Consider the following 25,829-nt stretch of genomic DNA (forward strand, 5'->3'; position numbering starts at 1 on the left):
ATGGCGCGATTGAAGACAGTCTCACGCGACGCACTGACCGTGCGCCGCGTGCGGCGTGGTGCGGGTTACGCCTACACCGATGCCGAGGGCAAAACCTGGCCGCGCGGCGAGCTGCGGGACCGGGCGCTGCATCTGGGGATTCCGCCGGCCTGGACCGAGGTGCGGATCGCCCCCGAGCCGCTGATGCACATCCAGGCCTGCGGCGTGGATGCGGCGGGGCGCGTGCAGTACATCTACCATTCGGACTGGGAGCTGCGCCGGCAGCGCAAGAAGCAGCGGCAACTGGCCATGCTGACCGGCGCCCTGCCGCGCATTCGCCGGCGCGTCGCCGCCGACCTCGAGGCCGAAGCCGGCAGCAGGACACTGGCGTTGGCGATCGGCGTGGCGCTGATCGACCGCACCGCCATGCGCATCGGACGCGAGCGGTATCTCGACGCCCGCGGCACGCGCGGCGCCGGCACCCTGTTCGGGCGCGATGTCGCGGTGCGGGGCGACGACGTGATCCTGAGGTTTCCCGCCAAGAGCGGCAAGCTCGCCGACTACACGCTCAGCGATGCGCGGCTTGCGGCGGCGATCGGCCGGATCAAGACGATCCCGGGCAAGCGCTTGCTGATGTATCGCGACGACGAGGGCGCGACGCGCGCGTTGCGCAGCGACGAGATCAACCGCTATCTGCGCGAGATTTCCGGCGTGCGCGTGACCGCCAAGGATTTCCGCACGCTGCATGCCAGCGCGCTCGCGGCCGAAGCGCTGGCCAAGCTCGAGCCGGGACCGTCCGTGTCGGCGCGGCGGCGGCAGGTGGCCGGCGTGGCCAAGACCGTTGCGGCGTTCCTCCGCAACACGCCGGCCATCACGCGGCAGAGCTACATCGCGCCCTGCCTGTTCGCGATGTTCGAAAAGGCGCGTCTCGCCGAGTTGTGGGCCGCGGCGGCCGAACGGCACGATGGCCTGCGGGTGCGCGAGGCGCGGCTAGCCGCGGTGCTCGAAGCCGCCGGATAACGTGCCGGCCCGTCAGGCGACGCGGCTCTGCGGCGCGGTTTCGGCGTGGCGGAACAGATCCTCCAGCGCCGCCGGAGCCACCGGCGGCGATAGCAGGAAGCCCTGGAAGATGTTGCAGCCCAGCGAGGTCAGCACGTCGAGCTGCTCGCGCGTTTCCACGCCTTCGGCGGTCACCTCGATCTTGAGCGCATGCGCCAGCGTGGTCATCGCCTGGACGATGGCGATCGACACGCTGCCCGGCGACAATTGGCTGACGAAGGAGCGGTCGATCTTGATGCGGTCGACCGGGTAGCGCTTGAGGTAGTTGAGCGACGAATAGCCGGTACCGAAATCGTCGAGGGCGATGCGGATGCCGGCCGACCGGAAGACGCGGATCGCTTCGCTGGCGATGCTGGCGTCTTCGAGCAGGATGCCTTCGGTGATCTCGAGTTCGAGATCGGCGGGGCGCATGCCGGTTTCGCTCAGCAGCGCGAAAACCCGGCCGGCAAACTGCGCATCGCGCAACTGGACCGGCGAGATGTTCACGGCAATCACCTTGCCGGGCCAGTCGGCGCCCATCTGGCAGGCGCGGCGCAGCACCTGTTCGCCGAGCACGCTGATCAGGCCGCTTTGCTCGGCGACGGGAATGAAGTGTGCCGGCGACACCTGGCCGAGGCGCGGGTGGCGCCAGCGGGCGAGGGCCTCGGCGCCGACGATCCGCAATTGCCCGGCGTCGAACAGCGGCTGGAAGTCGACCGAGATCTGGTCGGTGCGCCGCAGCGCCTCGCGCAGCTCCGCCTCGATGGCGTGGCGGTTCTGCAAAAGCTCGTTCATCGATTCTTCGAACACCACCGCGCGGTTGCGTCCGGTGGTCTTGGCCTCGTAGAGGGCGATGTCGGCCTTGCGGATCAATTCGCGCGCATCCGCCTCGTGGCCGTCGGCGGCGGCGATGCCGATCGAGACGCCGACGAACGCCTCGCTGCCGAAGATGTCGAAGGGCTTACCGACCGCCTCGATGATGCGCTGGCTGAGCTGCAGCGGCTCGGTGAGCCCGGCGGCGCCGGTCAGGATGGCGAACTCGTCGCCGCCGAGCCGGGCGACCATCTCGGTCGGGCCGATCAACTGGCGCAGGCGCTGGCCGACGGCTTCGATCAGATCGTCGCCGGCCTGGTGGCCGAGCGTATCGTTGACCTGCTTGAAGCGGTCGAGGTCGAGCATGAGAACGGTGGTGCGGTGGTCGCGACCGGGCAGGTGCACCAGGGCGCGCGCCACCGCCGACTCGAAATGCGGGCGGTTGGGCAGATGCGTCAGCGGGTCGTGCCGGGCCTGGTGCTCGGCTTCGGCGCGCCCCGCCTCGAGCGCGCGCGATTTGCGCCACAACTGGCAGAGCAGGCCGGTGGCGATGGCACAGGCGATGAGGAAGGCGATGGCGAGCGCCGGCAGGGTCTGGCGCAGCATCTCGCTGCCGGGGCGCTGCAACTGCCAGTTGAAGAAGGTGATGAAGCGGCCGGAGCTGTTGGTCAGCGGCAGCATGGCGTCGTCGGCGCCGAACCGGCCGTACTGGGTGAAGCTCGCTTCGGGGATGAAATACTCGTCGGCGATGCGCTCGGCGTAGGCGGTGCCGAGGTGGACGATGCTGATATGGACGAACTCGCTGCCGCGGCTCTGCTTGATGGCGCCGGTGTCGCTGACGATCGGGGTCAGGCTGACGAGGGAAGGGATGCCGCCGATCGTCGCCAGATCGGAGACGCTGGGCGGCGTCGCCCTGGTGCGCGCCTCGTATTGGTCGAGCGCGCCGCCGGCGATGCGGCGCCTGAGGTCGGAGAGCAGCGGCATGAGGTCGGGCATCTGCGCTTCGGCATGCGCGATGTCGGTGTCCTTGCCGTCGGCCATGTCGTAGATCGGACGGTTCCTGTCATCGACGACGATGGCTTCGTCGTGGCCGAAGAAATCGTGCATCCACACGCCCAGATTGCTGCTGATCCAGGTCTGGTCGAAACTGAGCTTGGTGTGGGTGACCGCATCGTCCCAGATGGTGGCGCTCTGCTGATCGTGCGGAATGCGGTCCAGTTGCAGGGCGATGACGTGGCGGGCGAGCGCGATCTGGCGATCGAGGCTCCGCTGGTCGATCCCCTGGGCGGTCCACAGCACGAAGGCGAGCGTCGCCGCGACAGTCACCGCGAGCGAGGCGACCACCGGTCCGAGTACGGCGATTGAGTACCACCAGCGTCGCGGGGTACCGGACGGACGAGAGGCCATCACCTCTCCTTGCTGCAATTTCTGCGGAGTCTAGTCGTAATCGGCTTGCCGAGAGGTTACCGGACCGTTGCGATCGTCACGCGCGCGCGATCATTCGGCCGGCCGCAGCGCCACCCGCTCGGCGTCGCGGCGGCTGACGACCAGCGCGATCGGAATGCCGATGGCGATGATGGCGGCGAACACCAGGAACAAGGTGCGTGCCGCGCCTTCGACGTCCGCGGTGGTGGTCGCGGTGGGCAGGCCGGCCGCATTGACCGCGACGCCGCCGATGGCAGCGCCCAGTCCCGAGGCAAAGAGCTGCACCATGCCGAGGCCGGCCGAGGTTCGGTCGTTGTCGGCCGCGGGCGCGCCGGCGAGGACGCGCGTCGACAGATGCTGGAAGGCCATGCCGATGCCGAGGCCGAGGCCGAGCAGGGCGATGCTGGCGAGAACGAGGTCGGTCGCGGTGCCGGAAGCGCGCGCCACGGTCAGGGCGATGCCGAGCGTCGACGCCAGCAGGACCAGCGGCGAGGCGATCAGCGCCGCCCGCACGCGCGGCCCGGTCCAGCCGGAGGTGGTGATGGCGGAGATGGACCAGCCGGCGGCGACGAAGGCGGTCACGTAGCCGGCCCAGAGCGGCGGCAGGCCGTGCAGGCGCTGCAGGAACAGCGGCACGAAAATGTCCGAGGTCACGGCGATGCCGAGGATCAGGATCAGCGCGAACAGGCTGCTCATGGGCGAGCGCAGCGAAAACGTGCCGGCGGGAAACAGCTTCGAGCGCGAATAGATCTCGGCGAGGGCGAGCAGCACCAGATCGACGCCGCACAACATCACCAGCGCACCAGCGATATCCGGAGACTCTGTCAGGAGGCTCGCGACGGAAATGTCGAGCACGGCCACGGTGACGAGGAAAATTTGCTTGTAGGGCAAACGGGTTGGCGGCCGCGCGTCGCTGGCCGCGGGCAGCACCCGCCAGGCCCCGAGCGCCAGGAGAATCGCGGCTGGCACGATGAGCAGGAAGGCCCAGCGCCAAAGGTCGAACTGCGCAAAGCTGCCGCCCACGGCGGGGCCGAGCAGCGTCGCGACGCCCCATACCGTGGCGTTGAGGGCCATCACGCGTGGCCACAGCCGCTGGGGAAACACGATGCGCAGCATCGCCAGCGACTGCGCGATGATGAGGCCGGCGCCGAAACCCTGGACGAAGCGGCCGGCAAGCAGCAGCAGCATCGACGGCGCCAGGCCGCACAGCAGGCTGCCGAGGCCGAAGGCCGTGGCGGCGATGATGTAGCCGGCGCGCGGGCCGATCGAGGCCGGGCGCACGGCGGCGAACAGCGTCGCGAGGATCGAGGCGACGACGAAGGTCGTGGTGTTCCACGCGAAAAGCTCGATGCCGCCGATTTCCTTGACGATGGTTGGCAGCATGGCGGTGGTGATGAAGGCTTCCATGGCCTGCAACGCGGTGCCGCCGATCAGCACCGCGACGGCCAGGCCGCCCACGGAAAACACCTCGCGCCAGCTGTTTTGGGTCGTCATGGTGGATCCTCGAATGGGCGCGTCGCAGCGTCCCCGAGCGCGGTTGAGGTCAACACGATCCCGTGGCCGGTGCGGGTGCGCCGGCGGACCGTTTTTGGTCGGGAGTGCTGCCGGGCCGGCGGCGAAGCACGCCGGCAGGCGGCGCACCATAGTGGCGGCCGGGCACGCTCGCAATGCCGGAGAGACAGAAGGGCGCGCCGGCGCCGGAATTCCACGAAGGTGCGACGGCCGCGAGGGAGGGCGCGGCCGTCGCCAGTCGCCAGACCAGTCCGCCTGCGAAGCGGGCTCTCTGGTGCGGCGCGCGTTCGGCCAGAGAGGGATGGCCGTCGTCGGCGCCGTGCTGCCGCGTCGGGAGGATCACGGCATTGGCGGGCTGCACCGGAGGGTGCAGAAGAGGTGCGGGGAGGGCGTTGGGAATGCCGTGACGGTCGCCCGCCGTCGAGCACGCCGCTCCCCGCGGTACCTGGTCCTTGGGGGAGTCAGGTACCAACTGCGTCGAGGCGCTGGCTGCGCACCCAGAACCCGACGATATTGGCTGCCTCGCGGCGATAGGCATCGAGATCGCCGTGACGCTCGAACACCGCCGACGCACCGGCATCGAGCAGGCTGTTGCGGGTATCGCGATCGAGGCTTGGCGACATGGCCGCGAGCAGCAGGCCGGGCGCCTGATGCTTGAGCTTGAGGATGAAGTCGTGCGTGGCGGTGGATGACGATTTGAGATCGACCAGCACCATGCAGGGCGCCGACGGCAACGCCGCAAGCGCGGTGAGCGCGTCGAGCGCAGCGTCGGGATCGGCCAGGCGTTCGACATGCGGGCCGCCATGGGCCGCGAGCATGCGCATCATCAGGCGCGCCGAATGAAAGTCGTCGTCAACCAGCGCGATCGCTGGTTGCCTCAGGGAGTTCAATACCATTGCAGTTCCTTTCCCGCGCCGCGCGGGAGGAGAGGGGCCGTCAACAACGAAGTCAGTTCGGTGGCCCTGGAGCAATGACGGGGTGGGAGGGAGGACCCATGCCCCTGCCGGCGAGGCTGCAATACGTGCCTCACGCCAGCCATTGCTGTGCTGCGAACAGGACGCATATGCCGATTTCGGTACGCCCCGGGAAGGTTCCCGCGGGTTAAGTCGAGGTAACGAGCTTGCGTTTTACATGTAAAAAGCCCAGGTTTCCGGCGGCTGGAGGAGGGGGAGCCTGCCGTGCCGCAAGAGGCGCCGAGTGCGGCCCAGGTCCGCACAGCCCTGGATGAACTCCTCGGCTGGCCGGGAATTTCGCGCTCGCCGCAACTGTCCGAGCTGCTGCGCTACGTCGTGGACAAGACGCTGGCCGGCGACGAGGCTTCGATCAAAGCCTACTCCATCGCCGTCGATGTATTCGGGCGGCCGCACGATTTCGACCCGCAGGCCGATCCCATCGTTCGCGTGCAGGCGCGCCGCCTGCGTACCCTGCTCGAGCAATTCTACGATTCCGGAAAGAGCGCGTCCGAGGTGCAGATTCGGCTGCCGCTCGGCCGCTACGTGCCGGACTTTGCACGCGTCGATCCAACGCAACGTCCACAGGCGGGCACGACCGCGCCGCCTGTGGACGTTGCGGCGGTGCCGCAATGGCCGGCCTGGACGCAGCCGTTGCGGAGCCGTTTGGCGCTGACGGCGCTATTGGCGTTCTGCTTCATGGTCATCGGCGTGGCGCTGGTCGTGTTCCTGCTGCGCTGGGCGTTTCCGCCGGCAACGCCGCCCGCCGCCGGTATTCCCGATTTTCCCAGCGTCACCATCGGGACGTTCGACAACCTCACCGGCCAGCCGGCGTTCGACGACGACATCGCGGGCATCGCCCAGCAGGTGAGCGGCGCCCTGGGCAAGTTCGAGCTGCTGCGCGTGGTGCCGCAGGGCGGACGCTTCACCGTGCGTGCCTCGGTGCAGCAGAGTGCAGAGCAGTTCTCGCTCAAGGCGTTGATTTCCGAGCACGGCAGCGACGGAATCGTCTGGAGCAGCACCATCACCACCCCAACGAATGGAGGCCCGGCCAGCCAGGTTCTCGGAGATATGGCCGCGGCGTTGGCGGCGCAATTGGGAGCGGCGAGCGGCCCCCTCTACACGGCGGATCGGGCCTGGTTCGGCCGGCAGGCCACGCTGCCGAGTCCGCCGCCATCTTATGTCTGCGCCCTGGCCTACATGGCCTGGCGTGACGTGCGGAAGGCCGATGCGGCGACGACGGCGCTCGATTGCCTGAACCAGGTGCTGGCTGCCGCGCCGGACAACGCCGTGGCACTCGCGGAGCATGCCGGCCTCTCCGCGTGGTGGCGCAGCTATGACGCGCCGGCGAGCGCGGATCCGGTCCCGCTGCTCGCGGCCGAGGCGACCGAGGCCGGCCGGGCGGTGAGCCTGATGCCCGACAGCAGCTTCGCCTATCAGCAGCAGGGCCTCGTGCTCGCCCGTCAGGGCTTGGTCGATGCCGCGCTGGGTGCGCTGCGCAAATCCATCAGTCTCAATCCAGCCTCGATGGACGCGCTCGCCACCTATGGCGTGCTGGAGTGGCTCAACGGCAATTTCGAGCGCGGCAGCGCGGCCGGCGAGCGCGCCATCGCCGCGGTGCCGTCGCCGCCACCGTTCTACTATATGACGCGGGCGTTTGAGGCATTGCGGCAACGGCGCTTCTACGACGCGATCGATGCGGCGCAGGCGCTGGCGGCCGGCGACGAGGAACTGGGGCTCGCCATCGCGGTGGCCGCCGCCCCGGTGATCGGGCGCAACGATCTGATCGACCGCTACCGGCCGATGATCCTCAGCAATCCGCGGTTCGAGGCCGCGGGGATCATGGCGCGCTTTCAGCGCCTCTACCGGGTGCCGGCGCTGCTGGATCGCATCCGCGAGGGGCTGATCCTGGCGGGTATTCCACCGGCGGCGCTCGACGGGCCGTTCAACGCCGACGGGACGCTGCGCCAATAGTCAGGCGAACAGTTCGCTCGCAAGGCGAACGAAGGCGCGGCCGCGCTCCTCGAAGCTCTTGAAGGCGACACCGGGCCTTTCGAGCTGCCCATAGCTCGGTGCTCCCGGCGACAGGATCACGGTGTCGAACCTGTCGCGGCGAGAGGCGAGGGCCCGGATACCGGCCTCGAGCGTCGCCGCTTCAACGACCTCGATCTCCGGCGCGGCCGCGTAGGTCGCAGTGGCCAGGCGGTCGCCGGTCACCGGCAGGGTGACGAGCACCGTAACGCCGCGCGACGCCAGCAATGAGGCCAATTCGGTGTAGTCCTGCTGGCGCTCGTGGCCGCCGGCGATCAGTGCGATGCGCTTGCCAGGATAGGCGGCGAGCGCGGCCTTGGTCGCCTCGGGGGTGGTCGAGATCGAGTCGTTGACGAGGGTAAGATCGCCGACGGCATGCTCCTCGAGCCGATGCGGCAGCGGTTCGAAGGCCTGGATGCCGCGGACGATGCCCTCGAGGCCCGCGCCCGCCGCCAGCGCAATCTGTGCGGCGAGGCGCGCGTTGTCGAGATTATGCTCGCCCTTGAGCTTGCTTCGCTTCACCGCCGCAACGATGCGGTCGTCGATGAACGGCGCGATCGGCGGCAGCAGGCGCGAGCGGTCGCGCAGCGCCGCAAGCACGGTCTCGTTGTCCCTGGCGCCCTTGCCGAGGCCCACGGGGAAGGGCGCATCGCGATCAATGAGGTTCAGCTTGTCGGCGTAGTAGCGCTCTGTCGTACGATGCCAGTCGGTATGTTCTGGCGTGAGGTTGGTGACGGCGGCGACGTCGGGCGAGAACGCCATGTCGGCAGTCTGGTAGCTCGACAGTTCGAACACGACGATCTTGTTGCGGTCGGCGATTTCGAGCGGCGCCAGGCCGACATTGCCGGCAAGGCCAGCGTCGAGCCCGGCGTTGACGAGCATCAGATGCGTCAGCGTGGCGGTGGTCGATTTGCCCTTGGTGCCGGTGATGGCGATGACCGTGCGGCCGTTGCGATAATATTCGCCCCACAGATTGAGGTTGGAGGTGACGGCGACGCCGGCTTCGCGCGCAACGAGAAAGATCGGCTTGTAGCGCGAGACGCCCGGCGACTTGACGATCGTGCCGAAGCGGTGCTGCTCGATCGCGGCCTGCAGGTCGGTCGGCGCGATGAACTCTGCGTCCTCGATGCCGGCGTCACCGGAATCGACAGTGACGAAAACCTCGAGATCCGGGGCTCGGGCCTTGAGGAAGGCGCGGGTCGAGCGGCCTTCGCGGCCGGCGCCGTAAAGCAGGACGGGCTGGTCAAAGCGCATGCGGTGCAATCCTTTCCGCGACGGCCGGCGGGATGTGGTGCTCGGAATTTTCGATCATCAGGTCATGCAGGGCCTGCATCAGGCGTGGGTGGCCATATTGCTGCACTAGGTCGTCGTGCAGCGTCTCGACGACCGCCGCGGCGCGCCATTCCGGGCGCTGGGTGAGAGCGTAAAGGCAGGCGGCCGCCTCCTCGATCTCGCCGACGCATTCCCATGGCTTTTGTCCGGCGAGCCCGGTGAGTTCGCGATAGGCGCGCTCGTTGCCGGGTTTGTCGAGCAGGTTCTGTCCGAAGATGCCGAGCAGCCGTTCCTTGTCCATCACCGGCGCGAGGATCAGGAAGGTGAAGTGGCATTTGGGGCATTCACCGCACCAGAGCGGACCGTCATGGCCCGCGAGCCTGAAATTGCGGTTGCAGCTCGAGAACACGTGGTCGAAGCGGGTTTCGCGTGCAAAGAGGCTCGCGATCTTCGCCTCAGAATATGGACGCAACAGCGAGAAATAGCCGAGCGCGTCGCCGGTGGCCTCGGCCAACACTCCGGCGATACGGCCCTCGAAGTCGAGCGATTTCGAATATTGATGGTTCACCTCGCGGCCGTCATGCACGACGTTGCCTTCGCTGGCCGAACGTTCGTTGCTGAGCACGACGCGATCATAGGAAAACAGCAGGGCCGTGAGCGCCGCGATCATCGAATTGATCGCTGTCGAGGGCACGTGACCGTTGAAATAGCCGGGCTGCTTGCCGAGCCGGATCATCTCGGGGTCGAGCGTGCGGGTGACGTAGAGCGGCGTTCTGCCGATCTTGTCGACCGAGCCGACGATCGGACCCTTGGGGTTCACCGCGAAGGGCGCATAGTCGATCCCCGCCGCTTCGAGCAATTGCACCGAAACCAGCGAATCCTTGCCGCCGCCGATGGGCAGCAGCGCGCGATCCCGCAGCGGTGGGGCAGGCGGCGCCCGCCTTGTGTCCGATGGGGCGACGATTTCGATTTGGCCGAAGTGGTTGAGGTTGTTGCGCGCGTAGAATTCGCCGAGGCCGTTGGAATAAATGTCGAGCGCGAACTCGCGACCCTTATCGGTCAGCGGAAAATCCACGTCGATCCGGAGCGGTGCCAGCAGCTTGAAATAACTGACCCCCAGCGTCACTGCCGTGAGATTCAGCAGCCGCGCGAATGCGTCGGATGCGGCGGCGGCAGCGTCGCTGCCGGCCGGGAAAGCCAGCGTTTCGGTGAAATGCAGATCGCCCAGCGCATAGCCGAAGTGTCCGACGCCGGCAGTGGCGTCGTAAGCGGGCGTTTCGATGCGAAAGGGGGCGCTCAATAGATTCTCAGACTCAGCCTCAGCACAATATCGGGGCTGAGGCGCTGAAAGCCAAATTCGCGCATGGTGCAGCTCCAGGCGGTCCCGAGGCGCTCGATCTTGAACAGATTGTAACGGGCCGGATCTTCGCCGCCATCCTCGCTCTGGGCCGCGCCGGCGGCGGCCACGCCGATCACCGGCACGTCGCCGTTGAGGCCGGGAATGGCATAAATCGTCGATTTGTGGGTGTGGCCATGCAGGATCAGCTCGGCGCCGGTCTCGGCGACCACCTGGCGCAGGCGCTTGGCGCCATGCAGTCCCAGCCGCGGATGCCGAGCCTCCTGGTTGGGGGGGTGATGGATGAGCACCACGCGGAAATAGCCGGCGTCGCCCATGAGCTTTAGAATGCGCCGCAGCCGCTCGGCCTGGTCGGCGCCGAAGCGCCCATAGGCCATCAGCGGTGCGGTCGGCACGCTCGAACTGCAGCTGATGATGGCGGCCTCGCCGACGCGGCGCACGAACGGGAACTGCGCGGCGTCCAGCGTTTCGCCGCGCATGTATTCGCCCCAACGCGCATTGTTGAAGCCGAAGGATTGCTTCAGATAGGCGTCGTGGTTGCCGGGGGAGACGCAGACGGTCGAGGGATCGCCTACCGTCTGCAGCCAGTTCCAGGCGGTGTTGGCTTCGGGCTCGAGGCCTAGGTTGACGAGGTCGCCAGTCACCGCGACGAAGTCTGGCGCCTGCTCGCGCAAATGGCGCACCAAATTGGTCAGGCCGTCGCCAGCCAGTGTCGCCTGGCGCCGAAAGCGCCAGTTGAGATAGCCGGTGACCCGCTTGTTGACGAGCTCGGTCCATTTGACTGGCGGTAGCGGCGCCAGGTGCACGTCCGAGATATGGGCAAGTGTGATCATCGAGGGGCCTAATGCCACGCTCGGCATGGCAAGAAAATGGTCCATCGCGGCATTGGGTAGTTTTGCCCCGGAAGCAGGGCTGCTACGTCACCGGTCATGACGGATGAAACGAGACTGACGCCCTGGCAGCGATACCGCACCCGTCTGCACCTGCTGGTCACGGCGTTGCGCAAACGGATGACCGTGGGCGTGCGAGCGGTGCTGCTCGACGGCCGGCGGGTGCTGCTGGTCAAGCACACCTACGTGCCGGGCTGGCAGTTTCCGGGCGGCGGAGTCGAGCCGGGCGAGACCGCCGAAACGGCAGCGGCGCGCGAGGCGCTCGAGGAAACCGGCTTTGCCTGCGATGGCCGGCCGGCGCTGCATGGCTTGTTCCTCAACCGCGTCGCCGGCGGCCGGCGCGACCATGTCGCGGTTTATGTCTGGCGCGATTTCCGCAATCAGATTGAGTTCGCCCCGAACCTCGAGATCGCCGAATGCCGCTGGTTCGACGTCGATGCGCTGCCCCCCGATATCGGCAAGGGCACGGCCCGCCGGCTGCGCGAGATTTTCGACAAGACCAGGCCGGATTCCGAATGGTAAGATGCACAGGGCGCCGGCGACCAACGGGAATCCTGAATTCGCGAGGGTGCTCAAGGTCAGCACGGCGTTGCTGAGTTCAAGGCCCACCGTGGCCGCATGAGGTTAGTCCAGGAAGTCCAGCTCCGGTCCGACCGGTATGATGCGCGTCGGATTGATGCGAGTGTGGCTCCAGTAATAGTGCGTCTTGATGTGGTCGATGTGGATCGTTTCGCGCACCCCGGGCGTCGCCACCAGTCCGCGCAAATAGTGTGAGATGTTGGGGTAATCGCTCAGGCGCCGGATGTTGCACTTGAAGTGCCCGAAATACACGGCGTCGAAGCGCACGAGAGTAGTGAAAAGCCGCCAGTCGGCTTCCGTGACCTCCGCCCCGGCCAAGTAGGCATTTTCGCCAAGCAGACCTTCGATCCAGTCGAGGCTGTCGAACAGCGCCTGGACGTTCTGCTCGTAGACTTCCTGCTTGGTGGCGAAGCCGGCTTTGTAGACGCCGTTGTTCACGGTGTCGTAGATGCGCGCGTTGAGCTCGTCGATACGCTCGCGATGCGAGGCCGGATAGTAGTCGTCGTCATTGCCGGTGAGCTGGTTGAAGGCTGAGTTCAGCATACGGATGATCTCGGCGCTTTCGTTGTTGACGATGCTGCCGGTCTGTTTGTCCCAGAGGACCGGCACGGTGACCCGGCCGGAATATGTCGGGTCGGCCTTCTGGTAGATCTGGTAGAGGTGCTCAGCGCCGAACAGGTCGTCGCCAGTGGACCCCCAATCGGCGAAGGTCCAGCCAGTTTCGTCCGGCATTTTCGGTGAGACCACCGACAGGCTGATCATTTCGTCGAGTCCCTTGAGCGCGCGGAAGATGAGGGTGCGATGCGCCCAGGGGCAGGCGTAGGAGACATAGAGGTGGTAGCGACCGGGCTCGGCCTTGAAGCCGCCCTTTCCGGAGGGGCCGGGCGAGCCGTCGGCGGTTACCCAATTGCGGAACGGGGAGTCGGCGCGCACGAAATGCCCGCCCGTCTTGCTGGTGTCGTACCATTCGGTCGACCAGCGGCCCTCGACCAATCGTCCCACAATCGTCTCCTTGCAGTCATGTGCTCGCCCCACTTAGGAGGTCCGCTGGCCATCACCAAACGTTAACGCCGGGCTCTTGAATTGCGCTGCGTTTCCCATGATTTATCGTTTACGCGCCCGGACCGTAATGGTAATGCGCAGCTTTAGACGTCAGGAGGCGTCCAGGATGGAGAACGTCGTTCACGTGACCCGACGATCGTAACAGGTCGGGAGCCGGCCCCGCGCCGGCGCGTTTGTCCTTTGTCTTTGTGTCCTGGACTGTCACGATGAACACCCAATCCGTCTATTCCCCGGCGCCGTCGGCCCCTCCGCAACCCAGCCTGCCCACCTGGCGCCATGCCACCCCCGAAGACGGTGCTTACGTCGAGGAGTTGCAGGCGCTGGCTTTTGGCCCTGGGCGGTTCGCCCGTACGGCCTTCCGGGTGCGCGAGCGCTTCCCGATCGATACCTCCCTTTCCCTCATTGCCGAAGTCGACGGAGTCCCATGCGGATCGGTGTGGATGACGCCGCTCAGCGTCGGCGGCATCGACGGCTACATGCTGGGACCGCTGGCTACACATCCCGACTTCCGCAAGCGCGGCGTCGGCAAGATGCTGGCGCGTGAAGTCACCCGGCTGGCGCTGGCGCGCGGGCAGGGCAGCTTCGTCATCCTGATCGGCGACCGCGACTACTATTGCCCGCTCGGCTGGCAGCCGACGACATTGGGGGCGGTCAAATGGCCGGGTCCGGTGGATCCCAGCCGCGTCCTCGTCTACTCCGAGGACAAGACGCTGGCGGCGAGGCTCAAGGGACGGATCGGTGCGTTCGGCACCAAGAAGCACGCCTAGCGCCGCACTTTCTTGCACAAGAGCGGGTGGGTCGCGAACCCGCCGGCTCGCGGATGTCTGGAGCAGTTCGCCGATTCATGGCATCGGTGGCTGCTTCAAGCTATTGTTTTGCCGCGTTTTCGAGGCGGAAGACCTGTTGTTTTTCCCGAAATGCGCCTGTGAGGGAATGTGTCCGTGTCGGCCGCCGACGAACTGATCGAGCGAATTGCACGCCGGTTGCTGCCGTCGCCGCAGGCCACGGAGGTGACGGCCACCCTTGCGCCGGACTTTATGCCCGAGGGTGGCTTCCAAGGGCCGCGGCGCGATGCGGCGGTGCTGATCGCCCTGGTGCATCGGGGCGATGCGATGTCGGTGCTTTACACCGAGCGGTCGCCGGACCTCAGGTCACATTCGGGCCAGATCGCCTTCCCTGGAGGCAAGATCGATCCGGAAGACGCCGGGCCGGGCGACGCTGCGGTGCGCGAGGCGAGCGAGGAGGTGGCGCTCGATCCGCACGACGCCCGCATCCTCGGCTACATGCCCGCCTATTTCACGGGGTCGAACTACCTGATCACGCCGGTGGTCGCCGAGGTCACGCCACGGCGCGACTTCGTGCCCAATCCCGGCGAGGTCAAGACCGTGTTCGAGGTGCCGTTGCCGCTGCTGATGAAGGAGGAGACCTTCGGCACATTCCGCATCCGCCGCAAGGACCGGGAAGGCACCTCCTGGCAGATTGCGCATCAGGGCCTCGTGATCTGGGGGATAACGGCCAACCTGACGCGACAATTCTACGAGATGGTGCTGAAGCCCGAGGTGCAGGTGTGATCCCGCAATCGGCGCTCGATCGGCTGAAGCGGGCGCCATGGCTGCAGCGGTCGGAAACACAGGCGATATTTGCGCTGCTGGATGGCGCCAAGGGGCGTACCCGGGCCGTCGGTGGCGTCGTGCGCGACGCGCTGGCGAACCGGATGCGGGAGACGCCGGAGATCGACTTCGCCACGGAATTGACGCCCGAGGACGTGACCAAGCGGGCGATGGCAGCCGGCATTCCGGTCTATCCGACGGGCATCGAGCACGGGACCGTGACGCTGAGGGTCGGCGACCTTGTGGCTGAGGTAACCACGTTGCGCGAGGACGTCGAAACCTTCGGCCGGCGCGCACGGGTGAAATTCGGGAAGGACTGGACGCGCGATGCCGAACGGCGGGATTTCACGCTGAATGCGCTGTATGCCGACGCCGACGGCACGCTGCTCGATCCCCTGGGCGGCGCGCAGGATTGCCTCGACGGCGTGGTGCGCTTCATTGGCGACGCCGACCAGCGCATCGCCGAAGACCGGTTGCGCGTCTATCGCTTCTTCCGGTTTTCGGCGAGCCATGGACACGAGCGCCTGGACCCTACCGGACTCGACGCGGTGGCCCGTGCTGCTGGGACGCTCGACGGGCTGTCGGCCGAGCGGGTTGGGGCCGAGATGCGGCGCATGCTCGACCTGCCGCGCGTGGCCGGAACGCTGGCCACCATGCGGACGGCCGGCATTCTCGCATTGCCAGCCGATCTGCTGGAGCGGCTGGCCGCCTATGAGCGGCAGGCGCGCCAGCCCAACCGCAACGCCCGGCTGGCGCTGCTAAGTGCGAGCCTGGGCGTGACATGGCCGCGAGAGCACTGGCGATTGTCGAACGACGAGGCCGGGATGGCCGAACGAACGCTGGCGGCGGCACGGCTGCTGGTCGATTTCCAGGTCAACGAGGCCGCCTATCGCTATCCAGCCGTCCTGGCGGATGCGGTGGAGGTGGCGGCGGCGCTGGCGGGATGGACCGGAGCGGGGAAATCAGCCGTGCTGGCGCGGCTCGCGGAAATCGAAGTGCCGCGTTTTCCGATCTCGGGCAACGATCTCATCGCGGCGGGACTCGCGCCAGGCCCAGGGCTCGGGATGGCGCTGGAGCGGCTGGAAAAGCGCTGGATCGCGAGCAATTTCCGCCTCGGCAAGGCGGAATTGCTCGCGGAACTCAAGCACTGAATCTGAGGCTATTGTGCCGGTTGCAGGTCGTGGATGCGTTGCTTGATGCGCTCGACCATCTCCGGACGCACCACGGTTTCACCGTGAACTTCTCGCAGGTGCTCTGCCGCACGGCGCACGATCTCGGCGTCGTTGTCGGCCTGGGTGTGCCACGGACAGCCCGGCACCAGGCATTCGTACTGCTTCATCGCAACCTCCTGGAACTTGCCCTCATCTGGCAACGGGCGAGCGAGGGAACAAGTTCCCTGTCACGGCCAGCGCACCTCCGGGGGCATGGAACTGAGGATCGCCTCGACGTTGCCGCCGGTCTTGAGGCCGAAAGTGGTGCCACGGTCGTAGAGCAGGTTGAACTCGACATAGCGGCCGCGGCGGACGAGCTGCTCGTTGCGGTCGGCGTCGGTCCATGTGGTTGCGACGTTGCGGCGGACGAGCGCAGGGTAGATGTCGAGGAAGGCGCGGCCGACGTCCTGGGTGAAGGCGAAGTCGGCACCCCAGTCGCCGCTCGACAATTGGTCGTAGAAGATGCCGCCGATGCCGCGCGGTTCGTTGCGATGCTTGAGCCAGAAATATTCGTCGCACCATTGCTTGTAGCGGCTGTAGTCGATCTGCGGATGGGCCTCGCAGGCGGCCTTGAAGGCGGCGTGGAAATCGACGCTGTCGGGGTCGGCCTGGGTGCGCCGCCGGTCGAGCACCGGCGTGAGGTCGCCGCCGCCGCCGAACCAGTAATTGCCGGTGACGATCATGCGCGTGTTCATGTGCGCCGCCGGCACGTGCGGATTGCGCGGATGGATGATGACCGACACGCCGGCGCTCCAGAACTGGGCGCCGGCTTCGGTGTGCGGCATCTGCCGGGCGAACTCTTCGCTGAAGGTGCCGTGCACCACCGAAATGTGGACGCCGGCCTTCTCGAACACCTGCCCGTGCAGCAGGCCCATCTCGCCGCCGCCGCCCTCGGGGCGGGTCCAGGGTTTGATCTCGAATTTGGCGCCGCGTCCCGAATGTTCGGCTTCGATGGCCTCGAGGCGGGCGCAGAGGTCGTCGCGCACCTGGCGGAACCATGCGGCGGCGGTGGGTTTTTTGGTGTCGATGTCGGAAGGCAGGGTCATGTCAAACTCGCAAAGGCGCCGGTCTGGCGCATCGCCTCGCCCAATATCAGGGCGGCGGCCACGGCTACGTTGATGGAGCGCAAACCGGGACGCATGGGGATGCGGATTCGCAGGTCGGCGTCATCGGCCACGGCGAGGGGCACGCCGGCGCTCTCGCGTCCGAGCAGCAGGATGTCGGTGTCGCCATAACTCGCCGCATAGGCGGACTCGCTGGATTTGGTGGTGAGCAGCACCAGGCGCCGGCCGCGCGCCTGACGGTCGGCCGCGAAATGCGCGTAGCTGTCGTGCTCGACGATCTCGGCGTGGTCGAGATAGTCGAGGCCCCCGCGCTTGAGCTCGCGCCGCGAGAAAGCGAAGCCGGGCGGATGAATGATGTGCACCGGCACGCCGAGGCAGGCGCCCAATCGCAGCAAGGTGCCGGTATTCTGGGCGATATCGGGCTGGTAGAGGGCGAGTTCGACGGGCACGCCGTTCTCCTCGTCGTCGGGCCGCGGACGGGCCAGTGGGTATAGTGTCGCAGACGGGTTTTCGCCCGGTTGTCCCGGCTGGACAAGCGCAAAGGAGAGTGCAAAAAGACCACCAAATCACACGCCCTCAAGGGGCGGGTGTGGTTATTGCGCGCGCGGTGCGGGGGCTCCGTAAAGTGGCGCGGAATCAGGCATCAGGCGGGGATATTTCGACCTTGGCGACAGAATCGAATTTGGCGCACGACGACACGCCCGACACTGGCAAGCGCGACTTCCTCTATATCGCGACGGCCGCGGTGGGCGCCGTGGGTGTGGCGGGGGTGGCCTGGCCCATCATCAACCAGATGAACCCCGACGCGTCGGTGCTCGCCTTGGCCTCGGTCGAATACGACATGAGCAAAATCGAGACCGGCTCGGCGGTGACCATCAAGTGGCGCGGCACGCCGGTGTTCGTGCGCAACCGCACGCAGAAGGAAATCGACGAGGCGCGCGCCGTGCCGATGGATCAGCTCAAGGATCCGGAGCGGGACCAGGACCGCGTCAAGCCGGGCCATGACAACTGGCTGGTGATGATTGCCCTCTGCACGCATCTGGGCTGCATCCCGGTGGGCGAGTCGGGCGATTACGGCGGCTGGCTGTGCCCCTGCCACGGCTCGCAATACGACACTTCGGGACGTATCCGCAAAGGCCCGGCCCCCAAGAATCTGGTGGTGCCGCCCTATAAATTCCTGACCGACACCAAGATTCAGATCGGTTGAGGGGAAAGATCTCGATGTCATCGCACGAAAGCACCTACGTTCCCTCTCACCCCGTCGCCAAGTGGATCGAAGACCGCCTGCCGGTCATGGGTTTCGCCAAATCCACCCTCATCGACTATCCCACCCCAAAGAACCTCAATTACTGGTGGACGTTCGGGGGCATCCTGGCGTTCATGCTGGGCGTGCAGATCGTCACCGGCATCGTGCTTGCCATGCACTACACGCCGAACGCGGCGCTGGCCTTCGACTCGGTCGAGGCGATCAAGCGCGACGTGAACGGCGGGCGCCTGATCCAGGCGGTGCACTCGACCGGCGCGTCGATGTTCTTCTTTGCCGTCTACATCCACATCTTCCGCGGCCTGTATTTCGGCTCCTACAAGGCGCCGCGCGAGATCCTATGGATCCTCGGCGTGATCATCTACCTGCTGATGATGGCCACCGCCTTCATGGGCTACGTGCTGCCGTGGGGCCAGATGAGCTTCTGGGCGGCAGCGGTGATCACCAACATCTTTGCGGCGATCCCGGTGATCGGCGATCCGATCCTGCAGCTGCTGCGCGGCGGCTTTGCGGTCGACAACCCGACGCTCAACCGCTTCTTCTCGCTGCACTATCTGCTGCCGTTCATCATTGCGGCGGTGGTGGTGCTGCACATCTGGGCGCTGCACGTGCCGGGCAACAACAACCCGATCGGCGTCGAGGTGAAGGACAAGCGCGATACCGTGCCCTTCCATCCGTTCTACACGATGAAGGACCTGTTCGCGATCGTGGTGTTCTGCATCCCGTTCGCCTGGTTCGCGTTCTTTGCGCCGGACATCTTCGGGCATGCCGACAACTACATCATGGCGAACCCGCTGGTGACGCCGCCGCACATCGTGCCGGAATGGTACTTCCTGCCGTTCTACGCCATCCTGCGCGCCATCGACTTCAACTTCATCATCGACAGCAAGCTGCTCGGCGTCATCTTCTTCGGCGGCTCGATCCTGATCCTGTTCTTCGTGCCGTGGCTCGATACCTCGAAGGTGCGTTCGGGCACGTTCCGGCCGGCGTTCAAGTGGTTCTACTGGCTGTTCGTGGTGAACTTCCTGCTCTTGATGTGGTACGGCGCGCAGGAGCCGGCGCTGCAGGTGATCGGGCCGTTCACGGTGGCCGACGTCAGCAAGCTCTCGGTGGTGTACTACTTTGCGTATTTCATCGTGATCCTGCCGCTGCTCGGGCGCTTCGAAAAGCCCAGGCCGCTGCCCAATTCCATCTCCGAGTCGGTGCTCTCCAAGCCGGCTCCGGCAACGACCTGACCACGGGACAGCACCAGAATGATCAACCTCAAGACCATTTTCGCTGCCACCGTGCTCGGCTTCGGTCTCGCCGGCGCCGCCATCGCGCAGGAGAGCGCGGCGACGGAAGACGACACCATCACCAAGCAGCACTGGAGCTTCGCGGGGCCGTTCGGCACGTTCGACCAGAACCAACTGCAGCGTGGCTTCCAGGTGTTCAAGGAAGTCTGCTCCAACTGCCATTCGGCGCATCTGCTGGCGTTCCGCAACCTGGCGGAGCCGGGCGGGCCGAGTTTCTCGGCGGCGCAGGTGAAGGCGCTCGCTGCGTCCTATGAGATCGAGGATCCGACCGCCGATGGCGGCAAGCGTCCGGGTCTGGCGTCGGACAATTGGCCGTCGCCGTTCGCGACCGAGCAGGACGCGCGTGACGCCAATGGCGGCGCGCTGCCGCCGGACATGTCGGTGCTGGCCAAGGCGCGCAGCGTCGAGGACAAATTCCCCAACTGGCTGTTCAACTATTTCACCACCTATGCCGAAGGCGGGCCGGACTACATCCACGCGCTGATGAACGGCTACGAGGACCCGGCGCCGGCCGATTTCCAGCTTCCCGAGGGCAAGCACTACAACAAGTACTTCCCGGGCCATGCCATCGGCATGCCGCCGCCGCTGAGCGACGGACAGGTGCAGTATGTCGCGGGGGCTGACGGCGCCACGGTGCCGCTGACCGTGGACCAGTACTCCAAGGATGTCGGCGCCTTCCTGATGTGGATGGCCGAGCCGCACCTCGACAGCAACAAGGCGGCGGGCTTCCGCGTGCTGACCTTCCTGATCCTGTTCGCCGTGCTGATGTGGCTGGTGAAGCAGCGGCTGTGGCGCAAGGTCGAGCACTGAGACGTGTAGCTGACAGCGAGTAGCGAACAGGGGCCTGCCGTCGGCGGGCCCCTTTCCATCTTGCGCCGCTCGGCCTGCCTCTTTTCATCCAGATTGCCGGTGCTAGAGTGCAACCATGTCGCCGATCCGCACCGCCGCCACCATCATCGGAGTTGCCGTTACGGTCGCCCGTCATCCGGCGGTCCGCGCCGCGGTCAAGGCCGCGCCGCTGCTGGTGACCCCGAAGATGCGCGAGATGGCGACGGAGGCGACCCTGGAGACGGCGTTTCGCGCCGGGGTGCTGGCGCGCAAGATCGTGCGAAGGTGATGAAGTGAATGGTGAATAGTAAATGGTGAATGGTAGGTGGTGAATGGCAGGATGCCGATCTACCATTCACCATTCACCATTCACCATTCACCACCTTCCGCCGCCCATGCTTGACCTCAAATCGCTGATCCGCACCATCCCGGACTATCCCAAGCCGGGTATCCTGTTTCGCGATATCACCACGCTGATCGAGCATCCGGAGGGGTTCCGCGAGAGCGTCGAGCGGCTGGCGGCGGCGCATCGCGGCCTCGGCATCACGCATGTGGCGGGGATCGAGGCGCGCGGCTTCATCTTCGGGGCGGGGGTTGCGATCGCCCTCGGGGTGGGGTTCGTGCCCATCCGCAAGCGCGGCAAGCTGCCGGGAGCGACGATCGGGCAGAACTACACGCTCGAATACGGCGTCGATACCATCGAGATCCACGCCGACGTGCTGTCCAGCGTGCACAAGGTGCTGCTGATCGACGATCTGATCGCCACCGGCGGCACGGCGCTGGCGGCTGCCGGCCTGCTGCGGCGTACGGGTGCGGTGGTCGAGAACGCCGGCTTCGTCATCGACCTGTTCGACCTCGGCGGCGCCGACAAGCTGCGGGCGCTCGGCGTCGAGGTGCAGAGCCTCGTGGCGTTTCCCGGACATTGAGCGTACGGCCCTGCTCAGGCGAGGCGCAGCACCACCATGCCGGCAACGATGATGATGGCGGCGGCGATGCGCGCCGGTGTCACCTTTTCCTTGAGCACGATCAGCGCAATGGCGGTGCCGAACAGGATGGAGGTTTCGCGCAGTGCCGCGACCAGCGCGATCGGCGCTTCGGTCATGGCGTAGAGGACGAGTCCGTAGGAGGCGAGCGTGCCGAGGCCGCCGACGGCGCCGTAACCCCAGTTGCGGCGGACATAGCCGACGAAGTCGGGACGGCGCAGCAGGGCCCAGAGGGCCAGCGGCGTGCCGGTTAGAACGAAGATCCACATGACGTAGGTGGCCGGAGCGCCCGACAGGCGGACGCCGATGCCGTCGTTGAGGGTGTAGCTCGAAATCACCAGCGCGTTGATGGCGGCGAAGACGATGCCGCGGCGGTCGCCGGCGCCGCGTCCGCCGAGCAGCATGGTCAGGATGCCGGCCGAGATGAGGCCGATGCCGGCCCATTCGAGCGGGGCGAGGGCGGAGCCCAGCAGCAACGCCGAGGCGAGGGCGACGAGCAGCGGCGGCAGGCCGCGCATCAGCGGGTAGGCCCGGCTCATGTCGGCGTGGCGATAGGCGAAGGCGAGCAGGGTGTAGTAGATGACTTCGAGCGTGCCGGAGGCGGCGAGGTACGGCCAGGCCGCCGGCGCCACCGGCGACAGGAAGGGCAGGGCGACGAGCCCGATCAGGCCGCCGGAGGCGGCGACCAGGATGGTGGTCAGCAGGGTGTCGCTGGCGCCCTTGACCACGGCGTTCCACAGCGCGTGCAGGGCGGCGGCGACGAGAACCAGGGCGAAGATGGGAAGCGACACGCGCGAATCCGGGACGGCGGGAGGTAGAACGTTACTCCGCGCGGCGGGCGGCGGCTATCGCGGCGTGCAGGACAGGACCGGTTTATCCGGGGTGTAGAGGGTCAGCACGTCATTGCCGGACTGGTCCAGCGCCACGAGGCCGTAGGTGATGCCGACCGTGGTGAGGTTGCCGTCGAGGAATTTGACGCCGTCCGAGCCCATTTCGGCATTGCCGGTGCCCGACGCGGTCGAGCCATAGGTGGCCGAGGCGTAGCCATAGCTGCCGGCAAACACGGTCAGGAGGCCCGCCTTGGTGTTGTCGACCAGCGCGATGCAGCCCCAATTGCCTTCCGCCGGGCTGACGGTTACCGGCGCGGCCGGGGCGGAGACGTCGCTATCCTGCGCGAGCACAGGCGTGGCGAAAAGCACGAGGCCAAGGGCGAGAGCGGAGCGGCGCATCGATTCATCCGGTCGGGGACAGCAACTTCCCCAAAACCGGGAGTCGCGTCAACGCCATCAGCAAACGCAGCCTTAGTGGCATTTTGTAGTCGCGCAGCTTGGAGAACCCCACCAGTTCGGCGTGATACACAGTTTCGCCGCGCTGGTTGGTGGCCTCGATGGTGTTGAACAGCAGGCCCCAGCCGGGGATGGAGTTGGATGGGCGCTTGCCGGTCACCACCAGCGTATAGGTGACGCGGTCGCCGGGGCGCACCGGCACCTTGAACTGCATCTTGTTGACGCCCGGGGAGGGACCGGAGACGCCGGGCTCCTTGCCGAGGCTGCGCAGGCGGTCCTCCTCGGCGAACAAGGCATCGACCATGTGGCGATGGCCGACGCTGACGGTGTGCCAGCCGGAGGCGACGAGGCCGCCGAAATGGCTGAATTTGGCCGCCTCGGGGTCGATGTGGAAATATTGCGGATCGTAAAGCCGGCCGAAGCGGATGATCTCGGCTTCGGTGAAGTCGTGGCTGCCGAGGGGGAACACCTCGCCGATGACGATGTCCTCGAACCAGCGGGTCATGCGGCGCCGTCCAGCGGCACCGAGGGATCGCGCACCTCGACGAGGTTGGCGAGGCGCATGGACATCACCGCTTCGCCCTTCTGGTTGCGGATGTCGAAATCGAGGGTGACGATGCCGCGCTCGGGGTGGTGGCGCGAGCGGCGCAGCGCAGCGATGGTGGCGGTGCCGCCGATGGTGTCGCCGACCATCACCGGCGCCTTCCATTTGAGGTCGGAAAAGCCGAGCCCGCCCATCGAGGCGACGGTGTTGAGAAAGCTGTCGACCAGCATCCGCAGGCTGAGCGCCGCGGTCTGCCAGCCTGACGAGGCCAGGCCGCCCAGTAGCGAGGCCTTCGCCGCCGCTTCATCGAGATGGAAGGGAAACGGGTCGAACTCGCGCGCGAAGGTGACGATCATCTCCTTGGTCACCGTGGTGCGGCCGATATCGATCACCTCGCCCACGCGCAGATCTTCGTAGTGGCGGCGGTGGACGGTGACGGGGTTCATGACGGTTGACGTATACGTCAAGCACAGGCGCGGCGGCAAGCGAGGCATCACTCTAGATGCCGGTTATGGCCGCCAAACCCGTCAGGCTGCCGAAGGCTCCGAAGGTGAGCACGAAGATCGCCAGCAGGATCGCCGGTTCGCGGGTGTTGGCCCGCAGGGTGATCCAGACCAGCAGAACGACGAAGGCCAGCGCCCACCACGCAAGCGCAATGACCAATCCGACTATGCCAAAAAGGGCGGCCGCCACGCCAAGAACGAGGGGCGTCAGGAACGGCCATGTCGCAGGCACGGCAAACCAGAGTGCCCGCTTGTCCCTCGATCGCAGGGCCCAGATGGCTCCAACGAGCAGGCAAAGCGGCCCCAGTAGGTACATCACGCTCACCGGGTGGTTTAGGTCGAGGCCCTGTAGCGGCACGACGAAGTAGAGCTGCAACTGCAGGGCCCAAAGGCTCAACAGTGCTGCAGCAATCTCCATTTAGGCTAGGTGTTGAACTTGAACAGCATCACGTCGCCGTCCTTGACGACATAGTCCTTGCCTTCGTCGCGGGCCTTGCCGGCTTCCTTGGCGGGGACTTCGCCGCCCAGCGCGACATAATCGTCAAAGGCGATGGTCTGGGCGCGGATGAAGCCGCGTTCGAAATCGGTGTGGATGACGCCCGCGGCCTGCGGGGCGCGGTCGCCCTTGTGGATGGTCCAGGCGCGGGCCTCCTTCGGGCCGGCGGTGAAATAGGTTTGCAGGCCAAGCAGTTGGTAGGCTTGCTGGATCAATCGATTCAACCCCGGCTCGCTGAGCCCGAGCGTATCCAGATATTCGCGCTGTTCGTCGTCGGGAAGCTGGGCGAGTTGGCTCTCGATCTCGGCGGAGATGACGATCACGGCGGCGTCGTGCTGCCTGGCATACGCCTCCACCTGCCGGCTCATGTCGTTGCCGGTCGCGGCGGAGGCCTCGTCGACATTGCAGACGTAGAGCGCCGGCTTGCTGGTCAGCAATTGCAGCTCGCGGAACGCCTTCTCCTCTTCGGCACTGCGCTCGACCAGCCGCGCCGATTTGCCCTCGCGCAGCAGCGCCAGCGCACGGTCGATGAGGTCCAGCGCGAGCTTTGCTTCCTTGTCGCCGCCCTTGGCCTTTTTCTCGACGCCGGTGCGGCGCTTTTCGAGGCTTTCGAGATCGGCCAGCATCAGCTCGGTCTCGACCACCTCGGCATCGGCGATGGGATCGACCTTGTTGGCGACGTGAATGATGTTGCCGTCCTCGAAGCAGCGCAGCACATAGGCGATGGCGTCGCATTCGCGGATGTTGGCGAGGAACTGGTTGCCGAGCCCTTCGCCCTTGCTCGCGCCTTTCACCAGCCCGGCGATATCGACGAAGCTCATGCGCGCAGGGATGATCTGCTGGCTTTTGGCGATGGCCGCGAGCTTGTCCAGCCGCGCGTCCGGCACCGCCACCTCGCCGGTGTTCGGCTCGATGGTGCAGAACGGGAAATTGGCGGCCTGCGCGTTGCCGGTGCGGGTGAGGGCGTTGAACAGCGTCGACTTGCCGACATTGGGCAAGCCGACAATCCCCATCTTGAAACCCATGGATCGTCCTATCGGGAAAGAATTTGCTCAGGGCTATGGGCGAAGGGGTTGATGATCGTCAAGCTCTGTTCGGGGGAGATGGCGATGCGCTGGCCATCCTGCAGGTCCTCGGAGAGGAAGTGGGTGCAGCCCAGTTCCAGGGCGGAAGCGAGGAGAAGGCAGTCCCACCACGCGTAGCGGTAGCGCAGGAAAAGGGCGCGGGCCTTCATGCCCGCCGCGTTGGTGAGGGGGTTTGAACCGAAGGCAGCGAAGGCATCGACCCGGAAGAACGGGTCGTCGCTGCCGAACTTCGCGATCTTGCGGGTGATGACGTTCGTCACCTCATTGAGAACCTGCAGGTTGGTCACCCCGCTGTTCCTTATCGTCAGCGTGTTGAGCCAGACCTTGGCGGACGAGCATTTGTCGCGCTCAGCTTCATCGAGAGTGTAGAGAAAGGTGTTGCTGTCGATGAAGACGCTAGCGCCTGGCATTGCGCTCGTCCGAGTTCGGCATGCGTCCATTCTCCGAAATCTGGAGCTTGGGGGCATCGAACACGCGCTGAAGCGCATCGAGCCGTCGTTGACGCTCCGCCGCCGCATCGGCCTCCGTCGATGCATGCGTCCGTTCGCGCACCAAATCGGCAATAAAGCGCGACATGCTTATGCCTTTGGCGGCCGCCTGAACTCTGGAAAGCTGGTGCGTTTCATCATCAAGGGAGATCGTCAGATTTTTCATCACGGACTCACAAAATCACAGAGGCTGTGTTTTCGTGAAATAGTGAGCGCCTGCTAGCCGGTCAAGACTCGTGGGCGGAAGGATCGACGATCCAGAGA

At 66.2% G+C, this 25,829-nt stretch carries 29 protein-coding genes; 11 read left to right on the top strand and 18 right to left on the bottom strand.

Features of this window, described 5'->3' with window-relative positions:
• The first annotated feature begins 9 nt into the window (after positions 1-9).
• Positions 10-999, top strand: a complete 990-nt coding sequence (locus BGO82_RS05345) for a DNA topoisomerase IB (protein ID WP_291304529.1) — start codon at positions 10-12, stop codon at positions 997-999.
• Positions 1,000-1,011: 12 nt separating this feature from the next.
• Here the strand turns inward: BGO82_RS05345 and BGO82_RS05350 are convergent, their stop codons facing one another.
• From BGO82_RS05350 to BGO82_RS05360, 3 genes are all read right to left on the bottom strand, one after another.
• Positions 1,012-3,237, bottom strand: a complete 2,226-nt coding sequence (locus BGO82_RS05350) for an EAL domain-containing protein (RefSeq protein ID WP_291304530.1) — start codon at positions 3,235-3,237, stop codon at positions 1,012-1,014.
• Between the two features lie 90 nt (positions 3,238-3,327).
• The gene (locus BGO82_RS05355; RefSeq protein ID WP_291304531.1) at positions 3,328-4,749 is read right to left on the bottom strand and encodes an MFS transporter; all 1,422 of its coding nucleotides are present in this window, start codon (positions 4,747-4,749) and stop codon (positions 3,328-3,330) included.
• 479 nt (positions 4,750-5,228) lie between these two features.
• Entirely contained in the window at positions 5,229-5,663 is a 435-nt protein-coding gene (locus tag BGO82_RS05360) for a hypothetical protein (protein WP_291304532.1), read from the bottom strand.
• A gap of 282 nt (positions 5,664-5,945) precedes the next feature.
• On the opposite strand from BGO82_RS05360, the gene BGO82_RS05365 reads away from it, so the two are divergent.
• Entirely contained in the window at positions 5,946-7,691 is a 1,746-nt protein-coding gene (locus BGO82_RS05365; RefSeq protein WP_291304533.1) for a hypothetical protein, read from the top strand.
• Here the strand turns inward: BGO82_RS05365 and murD are convergent, their stop codons facing one another.
• Genes murD through BGO82_RS05380 form a run of 3 tightly spaced genes read right to left on the bottom strand, consistent with a single transcriptional unit; the run spans position 7,692 to position 11,210 of the window.
• Positions 7,692-9,002 carry a UDP-N-acetylmuramoyl-L-alanine--D-glutamate ligase gene (murD, locus tag BGO82_RS05370; protein WP_291304534.1) on the bottom strand — a complete coding sequence of 437 codons (1,311 nt, stop codon included), beginning with the start codon at positions 9,000-9,002 and terminating at the stop codon, positions 7,692-7,694.
• Positions 8,992-10,320, bottom strand: a complete 1,329-nt coding sequence (locus BGO82_RS05375; protein WP_291304535.1) for a hypothetical protein — start codon at positions 10,318-10,320, stop codon at positions 8,992-8,994. The genes murD and BGO82_RS05375 overlap by 11 nt, the downstream gene beginning before the upstream one ends.
• A complete protein-coding gene (locus BGO82_RS05380) occupies positions 10,317-11,210 on the bottom strand; it encodes a metallophosphoesterase (RefSeq protein WP_291304536.1) in 894 nt (297 codons plus the stop codon). The genes BGO82_RS05375 and BGO82_RS05380 overlap by 4 nt, the downstream gene beginning before the upstream one ends.
• Before the next feature lie 96 nt (positions 11,211-11,306).
• On the opposite strand from BGO82_RS05380, the gene BGO82_RS05385 reads away from it, so the two are divergent.
• Entirely contained in the window at positions 11,307-11,789 is a 483-nt protein-coding gene (locus BGO82_RS05385; protein WP_291304537.1) for an NUDIX domain-containing protein, read from the top strand.
• A 102-nt stretch (positions 11,790-11,891) separates the two neighbouring features.
• On the opposite strand, the gene BGO82_RS05390 is transcribed toward BGO82_RS05385, so the two are convergent.
• Positions 11,892-12,848, bottom strand: a complete 957-nt coding sequence (locus BGO82_RS05390; RefSeq protein ID WP_291304538.1) for a glutathione S-transferase family protein — start codon at positions 12,846-12,848, stop codon at positions 11,892-11,894.
• Positions 12,849-13,114: 266 nt separating this feature from the next.
• Between BGO82_RS05390 and BGO82_RS05395 the strand changes: the two genes are divergently transcribed.
• From BGO82_RS05395 to BGO82_RS05405, 3 genes are all read left to right on the top strand, one after another.
• Positions 13,115-13,675, top strand: a complete 561-nt coding sequence (locus BGO82_RS05395; RefSeq protein ID WP_291304539.1) for an N-acetyltransferase — start codon at positions 13,115-13,117, stop codon at positions 13,673-13,675.
• A 174-nt stretch (positions 13,676-13,849) separates the two neighbouring features.
• Positions 13,850-14,479 carry a CoA pyrophosphatase gene (locus BGO82_RS05400; protein WP_291304540.1) on the top strand — a complete coding sequence of 210 codons (630 nt, stop codon included), beginning with the start codon at positions 13,850-13,852 and terminating at the stop codon, positions 14,477-14,479.
• Complete coding sequence (locus tag BGO82_RS05405) at positions 14,476-15,669, top strand: CCA tRNA nucleotidyltransferase (RefSeq protein ID WP_291304541.1); 1,194 nt, start codon at positions 14,476-14,478, stop codon at positions 15,667-15,669. Before BGO82_RS05400 ends, BGO82_RS05405 begins: the two co-directional genes overlap by 4 nt.
• Positions 15,670-15,677: 8 nt before the next feature.
• On the opposite strand, the gene BGO82_RS05410 is transcribed toward BGO82_RS05405, so the two are convergent.
• Genes BGO82_RS05410 through BGO82_RS05420 form a run of 3 tightly spaced genes read right to left on the bottom strand, consistent with a single transcriptional unit; the run spans position 15,678 to position 17,242 of the window.
• Positions 15,678-15,857, bottom strand: a complete 180-nt coding sequence (locus BGO82_RS05410) for a DUF1059 domain-containing protein (protein ID WP_291304542.1) — start codon at positions 15,855-15,857, stop codon at positions 15,678-15,680.
• A 60-nt stretch (positions 15,858-15,917) separates the two neighbouring features.
• Positions 15,918-16,775, bottom strand: a complete 858-nt coding sequence (hemF, locus tag BGO82_RS05415; RefSeq protein ID WP_291304543.1) for an oxygen-dependent coproporphyrinogen oxidase — start codon at positions 16,773-16,775, stop codon at positions 15,918-15,920.
• Complete coding sequence (locus BGO82_RS05420; RefSeq protein WP_291304544.1) at positions 16,772-17,242, bottom strand: tRNA (cytidine(34)-2'-O)-methyltransferase; 471 nt, start codon at positions 17,240-17,242, stop codon at positions 16,772-16,774. The genes hemF and BGO82_RS05420 overlap by 4 nt, the downstream gene beginning before the upstream one ends.
• A gap of 233 nt (positions 17,243-17,475) precedes the next feature.
• Between BGO82_RS05420 and petA the strand changes: the two genes are divergently transcribed.
• From petA to BGO82_RS05445, 5 genes are all read left to right on the top strand, one after another.
• The gene (gene petA, locus BGO82_RS05425; protein ID WP_291305676.1) at positions 17,476-18,000 is read left to right on the top strand and encodes a ubiquinol-cytochrome c reductase iron-sulfur subunit; all 525 of its coding nucleotides are present in this window, start codon (positions 17,476-17,478) and stop codon (positions 17,998-18,000) included.
• A gap of 14 nt (positions 18,001-18,014) precedes the next feature.
• A complete protein-coding gene (locus BGO82_RS05430; RefSeq protein ID WP_291304545.1) occupies positions 18,015-19,292 on the top strand; it encodes a cytochrome b N-terminal domain-containing protein in 1,278 nt (425 codons plus the stop codon).
• An 18-nt stretch (positions 19,293-19,310) separates the two neighbouring features.
• Entirely contained in the window at positions 19,311-20,162 is an 852-nt protein-coding gene (locus tag BGO82_RS05435; protein ID WP_291304546.1) for a cytochrome c1, read from the top strand.
• A 115-nt stretch (positions 20,163-20,277) separates the two neighbouring features.
• Positions 20,278-20,469 (top strand): hypothetical protein, encoded by a 192-nt coding sequence (locus tag BGO82_RS05440; protein ID WP_291304547.1) that lies wholly within the window; start codon positions 20,278-20,280, stop codon positions 20,467-20,469.
• A 106-nt stretch (positions 20,470-20,575) separates the two neighbouring features.
• On the top strand, positions 20,576-21,106 hold the full coding sequence (locus BGO82_RS05445) for an adenine phosphoribosyltransferase (protein ID WP_291304548.1): 531 nt from the start codon (positions 20,576-20,578) through the stop codon (positions 21,104-21,106).
• Positions 21,107-21,120: 14 nt separating this feature from the next.
• Here the strand turns inward: BGO82_RS05445 and BGO82_RS05450 are convergent, their stop codons facing one another.
• Genes BGO82_RS05450 through BGO82_RS05485 form a run of 8 tightly spaced genes read right to left on the bottom strand, consistent with a single transcriptional unit; the run spans position 21,121 to position 25,731 of the window.
• Positions 21,121-21,954 (bottom strand): DMT family transporter, encoded by an 834-nt coding sequence (locus BGO82_RS05450; protein WP_291304549.1) that lies wholly within the window; start codon positions 21,952-21,954, stop codon positions 21,121-21,123.
• 54 nt (positions 21,955-22,008) lie between these two features.
• Entirely contained in the window at positions 22,009-22,392 is a 384-nt protein-coding gene (locus BGO82_RS05455) for a hypothetical protein (RefSeq protein WP_291304550.1), read from the bottom strand.
• 4 nt (positions 22,393-22,396) lie between these two features.
• Positions 22,397-22,954 carry a MaoC family dehydratase gene (locus tag BGO82_RS05460; protein WP_291304551.1) on the bottom strand — a complete coding sequence of 186 codons (558 nt, stop codon included), beginning with the start codon at positions 22,952-22,954 and terminating at the stop codon, positions 22,397-22,399.
• Positions 22,951-23,439 (bottom strand): MaoC family dehydratase, encoded by a 489-nt coding sequence (locus BGO82_RS05465; RefSeq protein ID WP_291304552.1) that lies wholly within the window; start codon positions 23,437-23,439, stop codon positions 22,951-22,953. The genes BGO82_RS05460 and BGO82_RS05465 overlap by 4 nt, the downstream gene beginning before the upstream one ends.
• Positions 23,440-23,491: 52 nt before the next feature.
• A complete protein-coding gene (locus tag BGO82_RS05470) occupies positions 23,492-23,914 on the bottom strand; it encodes a hypothetical protein (protein WP_291304553.1) in 423 nt (140 codons plus the stop codon).
• 5 nt (positions 23,915-23,919) lie between these two features.
• Positions 23,920-25,017: a redox-regulated ATPase YchF gene (gene ychF / locus BGO82_RS05475; protein WP_291304554.1), complete on the bottom strand. Its 1,098-nt coding sequence runs from the start codon at positions 25,015-25,017 to the stop codon at positions 23,920-23,922.
• Positions 25,018-25,025: 8 nt separating this feature from the next.
• Positions 25,026-25,487, bottom strand: a complete 462-nt coding sequence (locus tag BGO82_RS05480; protein WP_291304555.1) for a PIN domain-containing protein — start codon at positions 25,485-25,487, stop codon at positions 25,026-25,028.
• Positions 25,474-25,731: a hypothetical protein gene (locus tag BGO82_RS05485; protein WP_291304556.1), complete on the bottom strand. Its 258-nt coding sequence runs from the start codon at positions 25,729-25,731 to the stop codon at positions 25,474-25,476. Before BGO82_RS05485 ends, BGO82_RS05480 begins: the two co-directional genes overlap by 14 nt.
• Positions 25,732-25,829: the final 98 nt, after the last annotated feature.

The sequence above is a fragment of the Devosia sp. 67-54 genome (genome assembly GCF_001899075.1).
Classification (GTDB): Bacteria; Pseudomonadota; Alphaproteobacteria; order Rhizobiales; family Devosiaceae; genus Devosia_A.

Bases quoted from the DNA above. Each gene is read 5' to 3' on its own strand.
- BGO82_RS05350 (WP_291304530.1), bottom strand. From the start codon at position 3,237: ATGGCCTCTCGTCCGTCCGGTACCCCGCGACGCTGGTGGTACTCAATC.
- BGO82_RS05355 (WP_291304531.1), bottom strand. From the start codon at position 4,749: ATGACGACCCAAAACAGCTGGCGCGAGGTGTTTTCCGTGGGCGGCCTG.
- BGO82_RS05360 (WP_291304532.1), bottom strand. From the start codon at position 5,663: ATGGTATTGAACTCCCTGAGGCAACCAGCGATCGCGCTGGTTGACGAC.
- murD (WP_291304534.1), bottom strand. From the start codon at position 9,002: ATGCGCTTTGACCAGCCCGTCCTGCTTTACGGCGCCGGCCGCGAAGGC.
- BGO82_RS05380 (WP_291304536.1), bottom strand. From the start codon at position 11,210: ATGATCACACTTGCCCATATCTCGGACGTGCACCTGGCGCCGCTACCG.
- BGO82_RS05385 (WP_291304537.1), top strand. From the start codon at position 11,307: ATGACGGATGAAACGAGACTGACGCCCTGGCAGCGATACCGCACCCGT.
- BGO82_RS05395 (WP_291304539.1), top strand. From the start codon at position 13,115: ATGAACACCCAATCCGTCTATTCCCCGGCGCCGTCGGCCCCTCCGCAA.
- BGO82_RS05410 (WP_291304542.1), bottom strand. From the start codon at position 15,857: ATGAAGCAGTACGAATGCCTGGTGCCGGGCTGTCCGTGGCACACCCAG.
- hemF (WP_291304543.1), bottom strand. From the start codon at position 16,775: ATGACCCTGCCTTCCGACATCGACACCAAAAAACCCACCGCCGCCGCA.
- BGO82_RS05430 (WP_291304545.1), top strand. From the start codon at position 18,015: ATGTCATCGCACGAAAGCACCTACGTTCCCTCTCACCCCGTCGCCAAG.
- BGO82_RS05435 (WP_291304546.1), top strand. From the start codon at position 19,311: ATGATCAACCTCAAGACCATTTTCGCTGCCACCGTGCTCGGCTTCGGT.
- BGO82_RS05440 (WP_291304547.1), top strand. From the start codon at position 20,278: ATGTCGCCGATCCGCACCGCCGCCACCATCATCGGAGTTGCCGTTACG.
- BGO82_RS05445 (WP_291304548.1), top strand. From the start codon at position 20,576: ATGCTTGACCTCAAATCGCTGATCCGCACCATCCCGGACTATCCCAAG.
- BGO82_RS05455 (WP_291304550.1), bottom strand. From the start codon at position 22,392: ATGCGCCGCTCCGCTCTCGCCCTTGGCCTCGTGCTTTTCGCCACGCCT.
- BGO82_RS05460 (WP_291304551.1), bottom strand. From the start codon at position 22,954: ATGACCCGCTGGTTCGAGGACATCGTCATCGGCGAGGTGTTCCCCCTC.
- BGO82_RS05465 (WP_291304552.1), bottom strand. From the start codon at position 23,439: ATGAACCCCGTCACCGTCCACCGCCGCCACTACGAAGATCTGCGCGTG.
- BGO82_RS05470 (WP_291304553.1), bottom strand. From the start codon at position 23,914: ATGGAGATTGCTGCAGCACTGTTGAGCCTTTGGGCCCTGCAGTTGCAG.
- ychF (WP_291304554.1), bottom strand. From the start codon at position 25,017: ATGGGTTTCAAGATGGGGATTGTCGGCTTGCCCAATGTCGGCAAGTCG.
- BGO82_RS05480 (WP_291304555.1), bottom strand. From the start codon at position 25,487: ATGCCAGGCGCTAGCGTCTTCATCGACAGCAACACCTTTCTCTACACT.
- BGO82_RS05485 (WP_291304556.1), bottom strand. From the start codon at position 25,731: ATGAAAAATCTGACGATCTCCCTTGATGATGAAACGCACCAGCTTTCC.